Source organism: Gilliamella sp. wkB195 (genome assembly GCF_001690445.1).
GTDB lineage: Bacteria > Pseudomonadota > Gammaproteobacteria > Enterobacterales > Orbaceae > Gilliamella > Gilliamella apicola_E.
In genome coordinates this window covers 1-18299 of the sequence record NZ_LZGP01000022.1, presented here as the reverse complement: position 1 = coordinate 18299, position 18299 = coordinate 1, and the positions used below count along the sequence as shown (strand labels likewise).

The following is an 18299-nucleotide window of genomic DNA, read 5'->3' as shown; positions in this document are numbered from 1 at the left end:
ATGCATTGGCGCTCAATTATAAGAATTATCGGTTTATTAATATCATTATTGTCGATATTTATGTTAATACCGGCACTAATCGCATTAATATACCGTGATGGTGCTGGCGCAATTTTTGTCCGTTCTTTCTTCGCTGCATTAATTTTAGGAGTATTGTTGTGGTTCCCTAATCGAAATCAGCGTCATGAGTTGAGTACTCGGGAAGGTTTTTTCATTGTTGTATTATTCTGGGTAGTTTTAGGTACTATTGGTGCATTTCCATTTCTTTTTGATAATCATATCAATCTTAATTTAACCACTGCTTTTTTTGAATCTTTTTCTGGGTTAACAACAACAGGCGCTACAACTATTGTTAATTTAGATCATTTACCTAAGGCCCTTTTATTTTATCGTCAATTGCTACAATGGCTTGGGGGAATGGGAATTATCGTACTTGCAGTTGCTATTTTACCATTATTAGGTGTTGGTGGAATGCAGCTCTATCGAGCTGAAATCCCAGGTCCTCAAAAAGATAGTAAAATGCGTCCCCGCATTGCTGAAACGGCAAAAACATTGTGGTCTATTTATATTTTACTTACCACGTTATGCGCAATAAGTTTGTGGTTTGCTGGAATGAATATCTTCGATGCTATTTCGCATAGTTTTTCGACGATATCGATGGGAGGATTCTCAACTCATGACAGCAATTTAGCTTATTTTAATAGTCCAGCAATTAACTATATTGTTACTATTTTCCTAATTTTATCTGGTTGTAATTTTGCACTCCATTTTGCCGCATTAAATGGTATTTCACTTAAAGTTTATTGGCGCGATCAAGAGTTCAGAACGTTTGTCTTTATCCTTCTTATTTTAATTGTTATTTGTGCCTTTGTTATCTATTTTTATCAACCACAACGAAATCTTGGTATTGATAAAATCGTGTTACAAGTCGTGTCGGTTTCTGCAACTGTCGGTTTTACCGTCGATGATATTAATACTTGGCCATCCTCATTACCAATCTTTTTATTATGTGCTTCATTTATTGGGGGCTGTGCTGGTTCTACTGGAGGAGGGTTAAAAGTTGTTCGGGTTCTACTATTATTTATGCAAGGTTCACGTGAATTAAAACGTCTTATACACCCGAACGCAATATATACCTTAAAATTGAATAATCGAGTTGTACCGGAACGAATTATTGAGGCAGTATGGGGATTCTTTTCTGCCTATGCATTAGTTTTTTTAATTAGTCTATTTATCATTATGGCGTCTGGAATTGATGCAACTGACTCATTTTATATTGTTGCCTCATCATTGAACAATTTGGGGGTTGGTCTTGGTAGTGTGAGTGATAATTTTGCGCATGTAAGTGATATGGTTAAATGGGTAATGGTTGTGGACATGTTATTTGGACGACTTGAAATATTTACCTTATTGGTTTTATTTACACCAACCTTCTGGCGAAGCTAATTTTCACTTAACAATTTAGTATTAAACCTGGATTTTTTAGAAAAATGGCTAAAAATATAAATATTTTATTGATTATTTAGTCAATTGCAGACAGAATTACTAAGCAGCATGTGCTGTGTTCATTAGAGGTAATCACCTGACATATGGAATGGATCATGGATCCTACAATTTGGATTGGTTTATCCACTCTAGTTGTACTTGAAATCGTCCTTGGCATTGATAACATTGTTTTTATTGCCATTCTTGCCGAGAAACTTCCGCCACAAGAACGAGATAAAGCACGCATTACTGGCCTTGCTTTTGCATTAATTACACGAATATTGTTATTAATGTTTACTGGTTGGTTAGTTACACTCACTACCCCTCTATTTTCTATATCCGGAATCAGTTTCAATGCTAGGCAATTGATAATGTTGCTTGGTGGTATATTTTTGCTTTTCAAAGCCACAATGGAACTCAATGAACGCTTAGAAGGCGCTTCACATGAAGATGGTAAACCCAAAAAGACTTCACATTTTTGGACTGTTGTCGCTCAAATCGTTGTACTTGATGCCGTATTTTCACTTGACTCAGTAATTACTGCAGTGGGTATGGTTGAACATATTCCAGTAATGATTATTGCTGTTTGTATTGCTATTTGTATCATGATGGTAGCAAGTAAACCATTGGCCTATTTTGTTAACTCCCATCCAACGATTGTTATTTTATGTTTAAGTTTTTTACTTATGATTGGTTTTAGTTTGGTTGCCGAAGGTTTTGGGTTTATTATTCCAAAAGGCTACCTATATGCAGCTATTGGTTTCTCAATTATGATTGAGTTTTTTAATCAATTAGCTATATTCAATCGCCGAAAAGCATTAAACAAAAAACCATTACGTGAACGCACCGCTGAAGCGATTTTACATTTACTCAAAGGCGATGCAGAAGAAGATCCCGAAACTCACAATATTGATGTTGTTTCTGATAATAATAAGAAAACATCAGTATTTAATCATCAAGAATTAAACATGGTCGAGCGAGTGTTAGGATTGGCTCAACGTTCAGTTAGTAGCATCATGACCTCACGATTAAATGTTGATATGGTCAATATAAATGATGATCGTGAGGTGATACTAAAAGAGATATTTGATAATCCTCATTCACGTTTAGTCGTAACGGATAATGCTTCAATTGATGAACCATTAGGCATTATTCAAGTTAATGATCTATTGAAAGATGTTTTACAAGATAAACAGCATATTGATATTAACTCTTTAATAAAGCAGCCATTAATTTTCCCTGAAACGGTATCTTTACTTGTCGCACTGGAACAATTCAAAAAAGCGAAAACCCATTTTGCGTTTGTGGTTGATGAATTTGGTTCAATGCAAGGAGTTGTGTCTGTTACAGACATTATTGAAACCATTGCTGGTGATTTCCCAACTGAAGAAGAGGAAATTGATGCCAAACACGATATTCAATGTATTGATGATAACAGTTGGATTGCTAATGGTTACATCCCTGTAGAAGAATTAGTAAGGTATGTTCCTATACCAATAGATGATAAGCGAGAATACCATACTCTTGCTGGATTGTTGATGGAAAAAGCCCAACATTTACTTAATGTCGGTGAAACAATACAAATTGGCGATTATTTATTTGAAGTTGCCGAAATTGAAAGTCACCGTATTTTAAAAGTGAAAATCACTAAGAATAAATTAGATATATTAAAGAACTAGGTTAGTGATATTCTACCCATTGTTTAACTCATCTCAGATGAGCTAAACAACTATTTTAGAGGTAAGTTATAAAAATTATCTATCAATTACTAAACGATATTCTTAATATGAATAACGCTTGACCAAAATAAATTACAGGCAATAATAGCGCTGTGTTTTTTCGTTTTTGAGATATGAAGTGATAACTTTGTATCTTTTTTATTTTTACTGCAAAGCGACTTAGGTAAAAATAAAGGTTATATCGATTACTATCAAACTAAATTGGGCTTTAACTTATGAATTCACTATTCGAAAAAATTTTTCAACTGAAAGAGAAGAAAACCACTATTAGTACAGAGGTTATAGCAGGCTGTACAACTTTTCTAACCATGGTTTATATTATCTTTGTTAACCCTTCTATCTTATCTGTAACTGGCATGGACAAATCAGCAGTTTTTGTTCTAACGTGCGTCGTAACAGCTTTTGCTACTATTTTAATGGGGCTGTTTGCCAATCTACCGATTGCTTTAGCTCCAGCTATGGGACTCAATGTTTTCTTTGCCTATGGAATATGCGGTGCTATGGGCTATTCTTGGCAAGTGGGTATGGGGGCAATATTTTGGGGCTCATTAATCTTTTTTGCATTATCATTATTTAAAGTTCGCCATTGGTTAATTGAACATATTCCGCAATGTTTGCGAGCAGGTATAAGTGCTGGTATTGGACTATTTATTGCTTTTATGGGATTTCAAAATATGGGAATTGTGGTCGCATCACCAGAAACATTACTAACCTTAGGCAATATCTTATCACTTAAAGTATTATTAGGTTCACTAGGATTTTTTATTATAATAATTCTAGCAACTCGTAATTTCCATGCGGCTGTACTAGTTTCAATTCTTGTTGTTACCTTACTTGCACTTTGGCTTGATCCTAATATTAGTTATCAAGGAATTGCATCAGTTCCACCAAGTGTTAGCAGTGTTGTTGGTCATGTCGATCTAGCTGGTTCACTTAATGTGGGTATTATGGGTGTTATTTTTTCAGTTATGATTGTAAGCCTATTTGATTCTTCCGGTACAATTTTAGCTTTAACCGACAAAGCAGGAATTTCTGACGAAAAAGGGCGTTTCCCTAAAATGCGTCAAGCTTTATTAATCGATAGTTTTAGTTCTTCACTTGGTGGTTTATTTGGAACTTCATCAGTACTAACTTATATTGAAAGTTCTGCCGGTATTTCAGTTGGTGGGCGTACAGGTTTAACTGCAGTTGTAGTTGGATTATTATTTTTATTAATGACCTTTTTATCGCCTTTAGCCCATTTAGTTCCACCTTATGCGACATCTGGTGCTTTAATATTTGTTGGAATCTTAATGGTTTCAAGTTTAATGAAAGTTAATTGGTCTGATTTAACTGATGCAACACCAGCATTTATTACCGCATTAATGATGCCTTTCGCTTTTGCTATTACCGAAGGTGTAGCACTTGGTTTTATCTCTTACGTTGTGTTAAAAACATTAACTGGTAAATTTAAAGAATTAAATCTTTGCGTCATTATTTTTGCCCTTCTATTTGCATTAAAATTTATCTTTATCGATCATCATTAATTTTAATCATCAAATTTCTATCGCTGAAAAGCGATAGAAATAATCCAAGAAATTGAGTTAAAATTCACCACTAATCAAGCAACAAATAACTTTCTAATTTTGTTGATCATCTCTCAATTGCCATCATCTAATAAAGTAAAATAAGCCTTACTGCTTATCTTATAATAACTATCAGCAATAAAATCGATCACCTGAGAATTCACTTTCAGTGATAAGGCCAAAAGATTATTTTCATTAAAAATCAATTGATTAAAAAAATATTTTAAATAATAAAATTTATACAAGTAGTTTATTAAATGGAGTTTGATCTACTTCACAAAAATAAAAAAACATAAAATGCTTACGAAATTTAATAATTGTTGTTAGCTAAATAATTCATGCATATTGAATGAGAAGTTTAGATTATTTTTATCTAAACCTAACTTGATAAGCAGGAATGAAATATGAGTACGCATTACAATTCATTATACGTTTTCAGAATCACTCTAGTTGCAACTTTAGGTGGTTTATTATTTGGTTATGATACAGCAGTTATTTCAGGAACAGTCGGATCTATTTCAAAAGTCTTTGTTGAACCTCAACATCTAAGTGAAACTGCAGCCAACTCTTTACTAGGCTTTTGTGTGGCAAGTGCTTTAATTGGTTGTATCATCGGCGGTTTAATGGGAGGATATTTAAGTAACCGTTTTGGTCGTCGCAATTCATTATTAATTGCCGCATTTTTATTTTTTATCGCAGCAATTGGATCTGCTTGGCCTGAATTAGGATTTCGTTCAGTAGAATCTCAAGAAATTCCTTACTATTTAGCAGGATATGTTCCTGAATTTGTTTTTTATCGCATCGTTGGTGGTATCGGCGTTGGTTTAGCTTCTATGTTATCTCCGATGTACATTGCCGAAGTCGCCCCAGCTGAAATTAGAGGTAAACTCGTCTCCTTTAACCAATTTGCTATTATTTTTGGACAGCTTCTAGTCTATTGTGTCAATTATGCTATAGCAAGTTCAGGTGATCAAGATTGGTTAAATATTGTCGGTTGGCGATATATGTTCTTATCACTAGCTATTCCAGCCTTACTTTTCTTTGGCTTATTATTTACCGTCCCGGAAAGCCCTCGCTGGTTAACAGCACAAAATAAAATAAGTAAAGCTCAAAATATACTATCCCGTATATTGGGAAGTCAAAGAACTGAAGAAGCTCTTAATAGCATAATTAGTTCATTATCTTCTAATTCGACTAAAAAGAGTAGTCCACTTTTAAAATATGGAATTGGTGTTATTGTTATCGGAATTTTATTATCAGCATTCCAACAATTAATGGGCATTAATGTTGTACTTTACTATGCACCAGAAGTATTTAAAAACTTAGGAGCAAGCACCGATTCAGCATTATTACAAACTATTATTGTTGGTGTTATTAACCTTTCGTTTACCACTATTGCAATATTCACTGTTGATAAATTAGGGCGAAAACCATTACAGATCATCGGTGCTATAGGCATGGCGATTGGCATGATCACATTAGGAACAACTTTCTTTCTACAATTACCAGCAATTATTGCGCTTACTTCTATGCTGTTTTACATCGCTTCTTTTGCTATCTCATGGGGGCCTGTATGTTGGGTATTACTATCTGAAATATTCCCTAACTCCATTCGAAGTAAAGCACTTTCTATCGCTGTTGCAGCACAATGGATTACAAATTACTTGGTATCCTGGACCTTTCCTATTATGGATAAAAACACCTACCTTGTCTCACATTTTAACAATGGATTTGCCTATTGGTTATATGGAGTTATCAGTGTAGTGGCTGCAATTTTCATATGGAAATGGTTACCTGAAACGAAAGGAAAATCTTTAGAAGAACTTGAACAGTTCTGGAACAAATAATTACAACATTAATTTCATAACCAAATTTAGGAGAATATTATGAAACAATATTATGACAAAATAGAACGCATCAACTACGAAGGCACTCAAACTGACAACCCTTTTGCATTCAGGCACTATAATCCTAGCCAAATCATTTTGGGTAAAACCATGGCGGAACATCTACGCTTATCGATCTGTTATTGGCACACTTTTTGTTGGGAAGGAACAGATATGTTTGGGTCAAGCTCATTTCAATATCCTTGGCAAACAGGCTCAGATCCTTTAGCTAATGCAAAAGCGAAAGCTGATGTTGCCTTTGAGTTTTTCTATAAAATGAACGTGCCTTTTTATGCTTTTCATGATGTCGATGTAGCACCGGAAGGCAATTCAATCAAAGAATACATCAATAATTTAGAAGTAATGAGCGATATTTTGTTGGAAAAACAACAACAAACAGGCGTTAACTTACTTTGGGGCACAGCCAACTGCTTTACCAATCCTAAATATGCTGCAGGTGCCGCCACGAATCCAGATCCGCAAGTATTTGCCTGTGCTGCCACACAAGTTGTCCATGCAATGAATGCAACACATAAATTAGGTGGGCAAAATTATGTCCTTTGGGGCGGACGTGAAGGATACGAAACACTGTTAAATACTGATCTCAAAAAAGAGCGTGAGCAGCTTGGCAAGTTTATGCAATTGGTGGTTGAAAACAAATATAAAATCGGTTTTAAAGGCGCTTTACTTATTGAACCAAAACCACAAGAGCCAACCAAACATCAATATGATTATGATGTCGCAACTATTTATGGCTTTTTAAAACAATTTGGCTTAGAAAAAGAAATTAAAGTTAATATCGAAGCTAACCATGCAACACTAGCCGGCCACTCATTCCAACATGAAGTTGCCTCAGCTATCGCACTTGATATCTTTGGCTCACTTGATGCAAACCGAGGCGATCCGCAACTAGGTTGGGATACCGATCAATTTCCAAATAGTGTAGAAGAAAATAGCCTTGTCATGTATGAAATTCTCAAAAGTGGTGGTTTTAAAACCGGTGGACTTAATTTTGATGCCAAAATTCGCCGTCAAAGTGTTGATAAATATGATGTATTTTACGGGCATATTGGCGCAATCGATACCATGGCATTATCATTGAAGTGCGCAGCCAAACTAATTGAAGATAACGTTCTTGAGCAAAAAGTTACACAACGATATGCCGCTTGGGACGAAAAATTAGGTCAACAAATCCTTCACGGCAAAATGACGCTGCAAGATATTGCCCAGTATAGTTTAGCCAATAATCTGCAACCAAAACCTTGCAGTGGTGAGCAAGAGAAGTTAGAAAATCGAGTTAATCAGTTAATTTTTGGCTAAGTTAATTGTTCGAAGCAAACTAATCAGGGTATAGTTTGCCCTGATAGTAAGCTGTGAAATGGAGAAGAGTATGTATATTGGTATTGATTTAGGTACTTCGGGTGTCAAAGTGATTTTAATGGATGAAAAACAACATATTATCACAACATTAACCAAACCACTCACCGTGTCCCACCCACATCCATTATGGTCAGAGCAAGATCCGGAGCAATGGTGGCAAGCAACCGATACAGCAATGCGTGAGCTTAGTGAGCAACATAATTTACAATCGGTAAAAGCCATAGGTTTAAGTGGCCAAATGCATGGTGCGGTATTACTCAATCAACAATCACAAGTATTAAGACCAGCAATACTTTGGAATGACGGGCGCTGTGATGTTCAATGCCACCAACTAGAACAACAGGTACCCACTTCCCGTCAAATTACTGGCAATCTAATGATGGCTGGTTTTACCGCTCCTAAAATTAAATGGGTACAACAGCATGAACCGGAAATCTTTGCTCAGATTGATAAAGTATTGCTCCCCAAAGATTATTTGCGTTTTAAAATAACCAATCAATTTGCTTCAGATATGTCCGATTCAGCCGGGACAATGTGGCTTGATGTAAGAAAGCGTGATTGGAATGATGAACTACTAAAAGCCTGCGGCTTAACACGACACCATATGCCAACGCTATTTGAAGGCAATCAGATCACCGGTTATGTGACCGATGAAATCGCTAAACGTTGGGGCATTAATCAGATTGCGGTGATTGCTGGCGGTGGTGATAATGCAGCCGGCGCGGTTGGGGTGGGTTTACATCAATCGGGACAAGCGATGCTCTCACTGGGTACCTCCGGCGTCTATTTTGCCGTGACCGATCAGTTTATTAGCAACCCCGAGCAAGCCATTCACAGTTTTTGCCATGCCTTACCAAACCGCTGGCACCTAATGTCGGTAATGTTGAGCTGTGCTTCTTGCCTCGATTGGGCGTGTCAGTTACTGGACATTGAAGATGTCCCAACCTTACTAACTCTAATTGAGGCGCAACCGATCGATGACAAACCTTCGGTCTATTTTTTACCTTATTTATCCGGCGAAAGAACACCTCACAATAATCCTGAAGCTAAAGGTGTATTTTTTGGCTTAACTTATCAACACAACAAAGTCGATCTGGCAAAAGCGGTATTACTGGGCGTTAGCTATGCCCTTGCTGACGGCATCGATGCAGTTCATCAAACAGGCGTCACACCCGATAAAATTTTGGTAATTGGTGGCGGAGCCCGCAGCCGTTATTGGCGACAATTGCTGAGTGACGTTTCTGGTTATTGCATTGAATATTGTGAAGGTAGCGAAGTGGGGCCAGCATTAGGGGCAGCAAAACTTGCACAAATCGCTTGTCATCCCAATACGGGGATAAGCGAACTACTTGCGCCATTGACAATTGTTCAAACGCATCAGACCGATAGCAATCTCTACCAATATTATCAGCAACAACGCACTATTTTTAGAGATATTTATCAGCAACTTAAACCATTGATGTCATAATTATGACTTGCAGAATACCCTGTTAGGGTGTTCTGCACCTTTTATCCTGCCTTTTTTACCTTCTTAAAGATATTGAACAATTTATCACTATTTATCTTTACCAAACTAAAAATAACGCTTATTAACCAATATATTACTTGCTAAGTTAACCCTATTTTTTTCTAATTATGTTAATTGAATAGGTAAATTTTATTACTCAGAGTGTGACACATATCTCATTAATAAGATTTCATAAATTTGAAACCAAATTTGATAATAACATTATCGGCATAGATAAATTATATTGGGCAAAACAACCTTAAAACTTATTTTTTTGATAAGTATTTTTATCAATAATCTAACATTAAGAGAAAATAAAAATGCCTAAAATAAAAAATCCGGTAATACCGGGCATGTCTCCTGACCCGTCAATCATTCATGTTAACGATACTTACTATATTGCCACATCCACTTTTCATTGGAATCCAATCATTCAAATTTTTCAATCAAAAGACCTCGCTAATTGGCAACTAATTGATTATGTATTTAAAAATGGTGAAGTCAATTTATCCGGAACAAATACCCCCGCCGGTGTATGGGCGCCGCATTTGTCTTATGATTCGATAAATAAAAAATTTTGGCTAATATACTCGCATATGATAAACATGGCCGGGCGAGAGTTTAATGCTGACACTTATGCAATTTGCGCTGAGAATATTAAAGGGCCTTGGTCAGCGCCAATTTATCTTACCTCTATCGGTTTCGATCCGGCGCTGTTTCATGATGATGACGGTAAACATTATTTAACTATTTTAGAGTGGGAAACCCGACAAGGTTATCAAGCTCCGGGTCATATTGTCATTGCTGAAGTCGATCTTGCTGAAGGAAAACTCGCCAGCCCATGGCATCGTCTAACGCAAGGTTTTACAACTCGAGGTTGCGCTGAAGCGCCGCAGATTTATAAAAGGCTTGATAACTATTATTTGATAATAGCCGCCGGTGGTACTGGTTATGCGCACGGTATTGAAATCGGTCGAGCTAAAGATATTTATGGTCCTTATCAGCCCCACCCGTCCGGAGAGCCTATTGTCACTTCCTCACCTAATCATCTATTTTCATTGGGCGATCCTGATGCCGGCCATTTTGAAATGTACAATCCTAATTCACTAATGCAAAAAGCTGGACACGGCTCACTTGTTCAGAGCCAAAACGGCGATTGGTATATTGCCCATCTGATGTCTAGACCAATAAAAGACACACTACTCAATCCACTTGGTCGAGAAACCTCAATCCAAAAAATGCATTGGACTGAGGATGGTTGGCTTATCATGGCAGACGGCTCTAATTTAGCCAAAATGGAATTTGATTCTGCCTTACCACTTGAGGACGAAATAAGCCATGACGTGATTGAAGAGTTCGACCATGGCTATCAATTGTCCTTTATGACACCTTATCAACATCAATCCCCTCAATGGGTGAACACTCATGAACGCCACAGTCATTTGAGAATTCATGGACAAAACTCGCTATTTTCTCAAGTAAAGCCGTCGATTATGGCAACTCGGGCTACTTCGTTTGATTATTACATTCAAACTAAAGTTGAATTCCACCCGGAACACTACTCACAAACCGCTGGTGTTGGTCTTTATTATGACTCAAATAATTGGCTCTATTTACATTTAACCTATAGTGAACAACTGAAGACACCTGTTTTAACCACACTACAAGCAAAACTTGGTACCAGAATTGAATATGTTAATCACCGTATTGCCATCCCAAACGGAGTTGTGGAACTGAAATTATCCTACCAACATGGCAAGGTTGCGCTACTTTACCGACTCGATGAAGCATGGATGCCAATTATGCAAACGATTGATGTCCTTTACTTATCGGATGAAGGCGTCAATGGCGAACCGGGGGAAATAGGTGGATTTACCGGCTTATTTAATTTTATTGCAGCTGTCGATAGCTACCAACATCAATCTTATGCCGATTTTGATTATTACTACGTGATCAACAATGGTTAACATTTTAGGTAAAGTATTATGAAAACAACAATTCCATTAACTCGACTTATTCCCGGGCTAATTATCGGCCCAGCATCGTGGTTAGGTCCATACATTGCCGCATCAAGTCTCTTTTTACCGGCGTTAATTCAACAAATTGATGAAGTAAATAAGATCCACTTATTAGCGCTATTTTCGGCGTGTGGTATGGTGGTTGCGGCAATATCGAATATGCTTGCAGGTTATTTATCAGATCGAACACGTTCAAAATTCGGTAATCGCTCACCTTGGATTGTAGTGGGCGCTATCGCCTTTATGTTATCCATGATATTAGCCTCAACAGCTAACAGTATCCCTTTTTTGTTGTGTTGCTGGTTACTCGGTCAAGTTGCTTTAAACTTTATTGTTGCCCCTATGGTAGCTTGGATAGACTTTGCCGCCGAAGATAGAAAAGGCTCGGCCTCTAGCGCTTATGGTGGTTTAGGTATGGCATTAGGTAACAACGGTTTTACGATACTTGCTGCGATGTTTTTAGGCAGCTTTCGATTTGGCTTTATCGTTTTTGGTATCATTACATTCATTGGTGTATTCCTAGCGGTATTGATTGTAAAAGAGCCGTCAAACCTTAACCAAACGAAGGAAAACAAATTACTCAAAAGCGATAAAACATTAAAAAACGCATTGGCTATATTTCCCAAATGGTCAATCGGTCGGGACTACTATTTGGCGTTAATTGGTAAGCTTTTTCAAGGCATCAGTAACTTTACTATTACCGGTTACCTACTTTTTATTTTGACCGATTTTATGCAGAGCAATTCTTCCGATACACAAAATGCTATCCAACTCATTAATTTAATTATGTTAATTTTCGGCATTTTAATGGGATTTATTGCCGGTCCGATCTGCGATAAATTAAAAGTGCTTAAACTACCAGTTGGTTTATCTACGCTCTTTTTAGGCATTGGTGCATTGGGTTTATCGCTATGTCCAAATCAAACAGGCGTATTAATTTATGCATTTTTTGCGGGAATCGGCATGGGAATATGGAATTCACTCGACAATTTACTAAATTTGCAAGTCATACCTGATCGGCAGCAAGTAGCCTTTTTTTTAGGGATCTATAATCTTGGTAACACCATTACCCAAGCGCTCGCACCAATTATTGCCGCTTGTGTGATAACGTTATTTGGCTTTTCCGCTATTTTTATAGTCTCTTTTGTGTTTGCCATTGTTGGCGGTACTGCCATATTTTTAATTCGTTCAGTTGACAAATAAACCCATCAAAAAGGAAAAAGGAAAAAGCAACAGCAATATTTGAGCTTTTTCCTTATTATTACGGTTACTATTGATATTAAAGCGTCGCCGACTTTAGTGTGGTAAATTGGCACCTAAAATCTTTAGGGGTCATACCATAACGCTTCTTAAACAGGAAATAGAAATACTGAACTGACGGATAACCACATTGCTGAGAAATGGTTTGAATGGGTAATGATGACTCAAGCAGAAGATATTTAGCCTGATTAAATTTTTCTTCATGAATTACCGCATGAATGGTTTTACCTAATGATGATTTAAATCGAATTTCCAAATTAGAGCGTGATATCTGCATCTGAGAGATCACTTGCTCAACCTTAATTCCTTTACAGGCGTGATCACGAATATAGTGAATGGCTTGGATGACATAGGGATCGTGAATAGAGCGATAATCTGTTGAACGTCTGGCAATAACTTTTTTAGGTGCTATAAGTAAAGGACACACCGGCACATTACCTTTAATAAAGTGTTTTTGGAGTAAGTTTGCCGCATTAAATCCCATCTCTTCAGTGCCTTGCTTAACGGTTGATAACGATACCATTGACAAATCATTGATGACTTCCTCATTATCAATACCAATTAGGCATAACTCTTCCGGTATTTTTATGCCTGCTCTATCACACGCTTGTAAAATATGGTGTGCCCTAGCATCATTAACCGCAATAATGCCAGTATTCATTGGCAAAGATAGCAACCATTTAGAAAGTTTATCTAAGCCTTCTTGCCAATTATCAAGCGAGGTAGACAAACCTTGATAAATAAACCCTTCATATCCTTTCTGCGCCAAGATTTGCTTAAAAATTTCTTCTCGCACACCAGCCCATCGGCAATATCGGTTTGAAGGTAAACCATAAAAAGCAAATTGACTAATTCCCTTAGCACACAAATGATTAAATGCACTTTCAATAATGGAAAAATTATCAGCAGCAACATAAGGCACATTTGGATAGCTCGACTTACCATGATATGAGCTACCCACACCAATTATTGGTATTTGAACATGTTTAAGCAAATCGGCAATATCAGGATCATCAAAATTAGCAATAATTCCATCGCAGTCAAAACGAAAAGAGTTGGTCGTGTCATAACGCAGCGTTTCAGAGATATAAATATTCCAGTGAATATTATGTGACTTCAAAAAATCACCAATACCTTTTAAAATTTGACGATCGTAAATATTATTAGCATTAAATAGTAATACAACTTTGTAAGGTTCATTGTTTATATTCATCATTGTTACGCACGACATTTATTCAATACTCAGTATCATATTACCGTTTTTTTAGACAAAAATTTAGCTTAAATTTGTACAGTTTGTCTTTTACTATCTTAATGGCCATATACCTATGCCACACTGCCATTAAATATTTACGTTACATTAAATAGTTATTGTGATAAGAAATAATGCATAAAATCTCACCAACAACTTACGAATGAAAAAGATAAACTTTGTTTAACTATCTGATGCTTAACAATCTAAAATAGTTTAATTAAATAACATAATAAACTTGTGGTAATACTTGACATTATGCCTGTTGAGGTCTAGAATCTTGCGACCCAAAACTTATATACATAGGCTTTGGGCTACAGTTATTAATTACGTATCTAAAAAGCAATTTTTAAATTTATTTTAATTAATCAGGAGCTTATTAATGGCAACAATTAATCAGCTGGTACGCAAACCAAGAGCGCTAAAGGAAGCGAAAAGTAACGTTCCTGCCCTTGAAGCATGCCCGCAAAAACGTGGTGTTTGTACACGTGTTTACACCACTACACCTAAAAAACCAAACTCAGCATTACGTAAAGTATGCCGTGTACGTTTAACCAACGGTTTTGAAGTGACTTCTTATATCGGTGGTGAAGGTCATAACTTGCAAGAACATAGCGTGATTTTAATCCGCGGTGGTCGTGTTAAAGATTTACCTGGTGTTCGTTATCACACTGTTCGTGGTGCATTAGACTGCGCAGGTGTTAAGGATCGCAAACAAAGCCGTTCTAAATACGGTGTAAAACGACCTAAAGCTTAATGGAACTCCGTTAAGTAAGGCCAAACTATAATAATTCCATTTAACTCATTTGAGTTTTGGGTAAACCTGAAAATTTATAACATATAAACGGAGTATTCCAATGCCACGTCGTCATGTTGTCGGTCAAAGAAAAATTTTACCTGATCCGAAATTCGGTTCAGATTTGCTGGCGAAATTTGTAAATATTTTAATGATAGATGGTAAAAAATCTATCGCAGAATCAATCGTATATTCAGCTCTTGATAAATTAGCTGAGCGTAGTGGAAAAGACCACTTAGCAGCTTTTGAAGTTGCATTAGATAACGTAAGACCAACTGTAGAAGTTAAGTCTCGTCGCGTTGGTGGTTCTACATACCAAGTTCCTGTTGAAGTGCGTCCAGTTCGTCGTAATGCACTTGCAATGCGTTGGATTGTAGATGCTGCACGTAAACGTGGCGATAAATCAATGGCGTTACGCCTAGCGAATGAACTTATGGATGCTTTTGAAAACAAAGGCACTGCTGTGAAAAAACGCGAAGATGTTCATCGTATGGCTGAAGCTAATAGAGCGTTTGCACACTATCGTTGGTAATCTTTCCACTGATATTAAGTGGCTTGAAATTAGACTGGCAGCACATATCTACTGTCAGTCAACCTAAATGATATTTTATTAAGCAAACGATTCTAAATAGAGGATTAATATGGCTCGTACAACCCCTATAGCACGCTACCGTAATATCGGTATCAGTGCACATATTGACGCAGGTAAAACAACAACTACCGAACGTATTTTGTTTTATACTGGTGTAAGTCACAAAATTGGTGAGGTTCATGATGGCGCAGCTACCATGGACTGGATGGAACAAGAACAAGAACGTGGTATTACTATCACTTCAGCAGCGACAACTGCATTCTGGTCAGGTATGGGACAACAATTTGAACCACACCGTATCAATATCATCGACACCCCGGGACACGTTGACTTCACAATCGAAGTTGAACGTTCTATGCGTGTTCTTGATGGTGCAGTAATGGTTTACTGTGCGGTTGGTGGTGTTCAACCTCAATCAGAAACAGTATGGCGCCAAGCTAACAAATATAAAGTTCCTCGTATCGCATTTGTAAACAAAATGGACCGTATGGGTGCTAACTTCTTACGTGTGGTTGAACAAATCAAAACACGTTTAGCGGCAGTGCCTGTTCCATTAGTATTACCAATCGGTGCTGAAGAAGGCTTTACTGGTGTTGTTGATTTACTTAAACGTAAAGCAATTAACTGGAATGATGCTGACCAAGGTACAACCTTTACTTATGAAGATGTGCCAGCTGACATGGTTGAGCAAGTTGAAGAATGGCGTGCAAACTTAATCGAAGCTGCAGCAGAAGCTAACGAAGAGTTAATGGAAAAATACCTAGGTGGTGATGAGTTAACTGAAGAAGAAGTTAAAAAAGCACTACGTGAACGCGTACTTGCTAACGAAATCATCTTGGTAACATGTGGTAGTGCATTTAAAAATAAAGGCGTTCAGTTCATGCTTGACGCAGTTATTGAGTATCTACCTGCTCCAACTGATGTCCCTGCGATTAAAGGTGAATTACAAAATGGTGAACCAGCAGAACGTCATTCAAGTGATGATGAACCATTTGCTGCACTTGCATTTAAAATTGCAACTGACCCATTTGTTGGTAACTTAACCTTCTTCCGCGTTTACTCTGGTGTAGTTAACTCTGGTGACTCAGTTCTTAACTCAGTTAAAGATCGTAAAGAACGCTTTGGTCGTATCGTACAGATGCATGCGAACAAACGTGAAGAAATCAAAGAAGTTCGTGCGGGTGACATTGCAGCAGCAATCGGTCTTAAAGATGTCACAACTGGTGATACGCTTTGTGCTGAAAATTCACCAATTATTCTTGAAAGAATGGAATTCCCTGAGCCAGTTATCTCGGTTGCAGTAGAACCTAAAACTAAAGCTGACCAAGAAAAAATGGGTATTGCTTTAGGTCGTTTGGCAAAAGAAGATCCATCATTCCGTGTATGGACTGATGAAGAATCAAACCAAACTATCATTGCTGGTATGGGTGAATTACATCTTGAAATCATCGTAGACCGTATGAAACGTGAATTTAACGTTGAAGCGAATGTCGGTAAACCACAAGTTGCTTACCGTGAAACAATTCGTACAACAGTTAAAGATATCGAAGGTAAACATGCAAAACAATCTGGTGGTCGTGGTCAATACGGTCATGTTGTTATCGACTTGTATCCATTAGAAGCGGGTGGTGCTGGTTACGAATTTGTTAACGAAATCAAAGGTGGGGTAATTCCTGGTGAATTTATTCCAGCAGTTGATAAAGGTATCCAAGAGCAATTGAAATCAGGTCCTTTAGCTGGCTATCCGGTAGTGGATCTTGGTGTGCGTTTACATTTTGGTTCTTACCATGATGTCGACTCATCCGAAATTGCCTTTAAACTTGCCGCATCAATGGCATTTAAAGAAGGCTTCATGAAAGCTAAACCTGTGCTTTTAGAACCAATTATGAAAGTAGAAGTTGAAACCCCTGAAGATTATATGGGTGACGTTATCGGTGACTTAAACCGTCGTCGTGGTATGATCGAAGGTATGGAAGATACTGCAACTGGTAAAACAGTTAAAGCACAAGTTCCACTTTCTGAAATGTTTGGTTATGCGACAGACCTTCGTTCACAAACACAAGGTCGTGCTTCTTACTCTATGGAGTTCTTGAAGTATAACGAAGCACCTTCAAACATCGTAACAGCAATTATTGAAGCTCGTAAAGCGAAATAATTATTTATATAAATAAAGTAACACTTCCCTACAAAATTAGGGAAGTGATTTAATAAAGGAACATTAAGATGTCTAAAGAAAAATTTGAACGTACAAAACCCCACGTTAACGTTGGTACAATCGGCCACGTTGACCATGGTAAAACAACTTTAACAGCAGCTATTACTTCTGTACTTTCTAAAAAATACGGCGGTCAAGCTCGCGCATTCGATCAAATCGATAATGCACCAGAAGAAAAAGCACGTGGTATCACCATCAACACTTCACACGTTGAATACGATACACCAACTCGTCACTACGCACACGTAGACTGTCCGGGCCATGCTGACTATGTTAAAAACATGATCACTGGTGCGGCACAAATGGACGGTGCTATTTTAGTCGTAGCAGCAACTGATGGTCCTATGCCACAAACTCGTGAGCACATCCTTTTAGGTCGTCAAGTAGGTGTTCCTTACATCATCGTATTCTTAAATAAATGCGATATGGTTGATGATGAAGAATTATTAGAATTAGTTGAAATGGAAGTACGTGAACTTCTATCTCAATACGATTTCCCAGGTGATGACACTCCAGTAATTCGTGGTTCAGCGTTAAAAGCGTTAGAAGGCGATGCAGCATGGGAAGAAAAAATTGTTGAATTAGCTGAAGCTTTAGACAGCTA

The 18299-nt window shown here is 37.3% G+C and carries 13 protein-coding genes; 12 read left to right on the top strand and 1 reads right to left on the bottom strand.

The window, feature by feature from the left end:
• From A9G08_RS05865 to A9G08_RS05830, 8 genes are all read left to right on the top strand, one after another.
• The gene (locus A9G08_RS05865; RefSeq protein ID WP_065562820.1) at positions 1–1446 is read left to right on the top strand and encodes a TrkH family potassium uptake protein; all 1446 of its coding nucleotides are present in this window, start codon (positions 1–3) and stop codon (positions 1444–1446) included.
• 143 nt (positions 1447–1589) lie between these two features.
• On the top strand, positions 1590–3164 hold the full coding sequence (locus A9G08_RS05860; protein ID WP_065562799.1) for a TerC family protein: 1575 nt from the start codon (positions 1590–1592) through the stop codon (positions 3162–3164).
• A gap of 275 nt (positions 3165–3439) precedes the next feature.
• The gene (locus A9G08_RS05855; RefSeq protein ID WP_065562798.1) at positions 3440–4750 is read left to right on the top strand and encodes an NCS2 family permease; all 1311 of its coding nucleotides are present in this window, start codon (positions 3440–3442) and stop codon (positions 4748–4750) included.
• Between the two features lie 443 nt (positions 4751–5193).
• Entirely contained in the window at positions 5194–6636 is a 1443-nt protein-coding gene (gene xylE, locus A9G08_RS05850) for a D-xylose transporter XylE (protein WP_065562797.1), read from the top strand.
• Between the two features lie 39 nt (positions 6637–6675).
• A complete protein-coding gene (gene xylA / locus A9G08_RS05845; protein ID WP_065562796.1) occupies positions 6676–7995 on the top strand; it encodes a xylose isomerase in 1320 nt (439 codons plus the stop codon).
• Between the two features lie 70 nt (positions 7996–8065).
• Complete coding sequence (gene xylB / locus A9G08_RS05840) at positions 8066–9523, top strand: xylulokinase (RefSeq protein ID WP_065562795.1); 1458 nt, start codon at positions 8066–8068, stop codon at positions 9521–9523.
• Between the two features lie 359 nt (positions 9524–9882).
• Positions 9883–11529, top strand: coding sequence for a family 43 glycosylhydrolase (locus A9G08_RS05835; RefSeq protein ID WP_065562794.1), 1647 nt, complete (start codon positions 9883–9885; stop codon positions 11527–11529).
• A gap of 18 nt (positions 11530–11547) precedes the next feature.
• Positions 11548–12783, top strand: a complete 1236-nt coding sequence (locus tag A9G08_RS05830; RefSeq protein ID WP_218058422.1) for an MFS transporter — start codon at positions 11548–11550, stop codon at positions 12781–12783.
• Between the two features lie 76 nt (positions 12784–12859).
• Here the strand turns inward: A9G08_RS05830 and A9G08_RS05825 are convergent, their stop codons facing one another.
• A complete protein-coding gene (locus A9G08_RS05825) occupies positions 12860–14047 on the bottom strand; it encodes a DNA-binding transcriptional regulator (RefSeq protein WP_141673937.1) in 1188 nt (395 codons plus the stop codon).
• A 427-nt stretch (positions 14048–14474) separates the two neighbouring features.
• On the opposite strand from A9G08_RS05825, the gene rpsL reads away from it, so the two are divergent.
• The 4 genes from rpsL to A9G08_RS05805 all read left to right on the top strand — a co-directional run.
• The gene (rpsL, locus tag A9G08_RS05820; protein WP_034883792.1) at positions 14475–14849 is read left to right on the top strand and encodes a 30S ribosomal protein S12; all 375 of its coding nucleotides are present in this window, start codon (positions 14475–14477) and stop codon (positions 14847–14849) included.
• Positions 14850–14949: 100 nt separating this feature from the next.
• Positions 14950–15420, top strand: a complete 471-nt coding sequence (gene rpsG / locus A9G08_RS05815) for a 30S ribosomal protein S7 (protein WP_034883788.1) — start codon at positions 14950–14952, stop codon at positions 15418–15420.
• 109 nt (positions 15421–15529) lie between these two features.
• The gene (fusA, locus tag A9G08_RS05810) at positions 15530–17635 is read left to right on the top strand and encodes an elongation factor G (protein WP_065562791.1); all 2106 of its coding nucleotides are present in this window, start codon (positions 15530–15532) and stop codon (positions 17633–17635) included.
• A 68-nt stretch (positions 17636–17703) separates the two neighbouring features.
• On the top strand, positions 17704–18299 hold a 596-nt coding region (locus A9G08_RS05805), incomplete at its 3' end, for a GTP-binding protein (protein WP_141673901.1).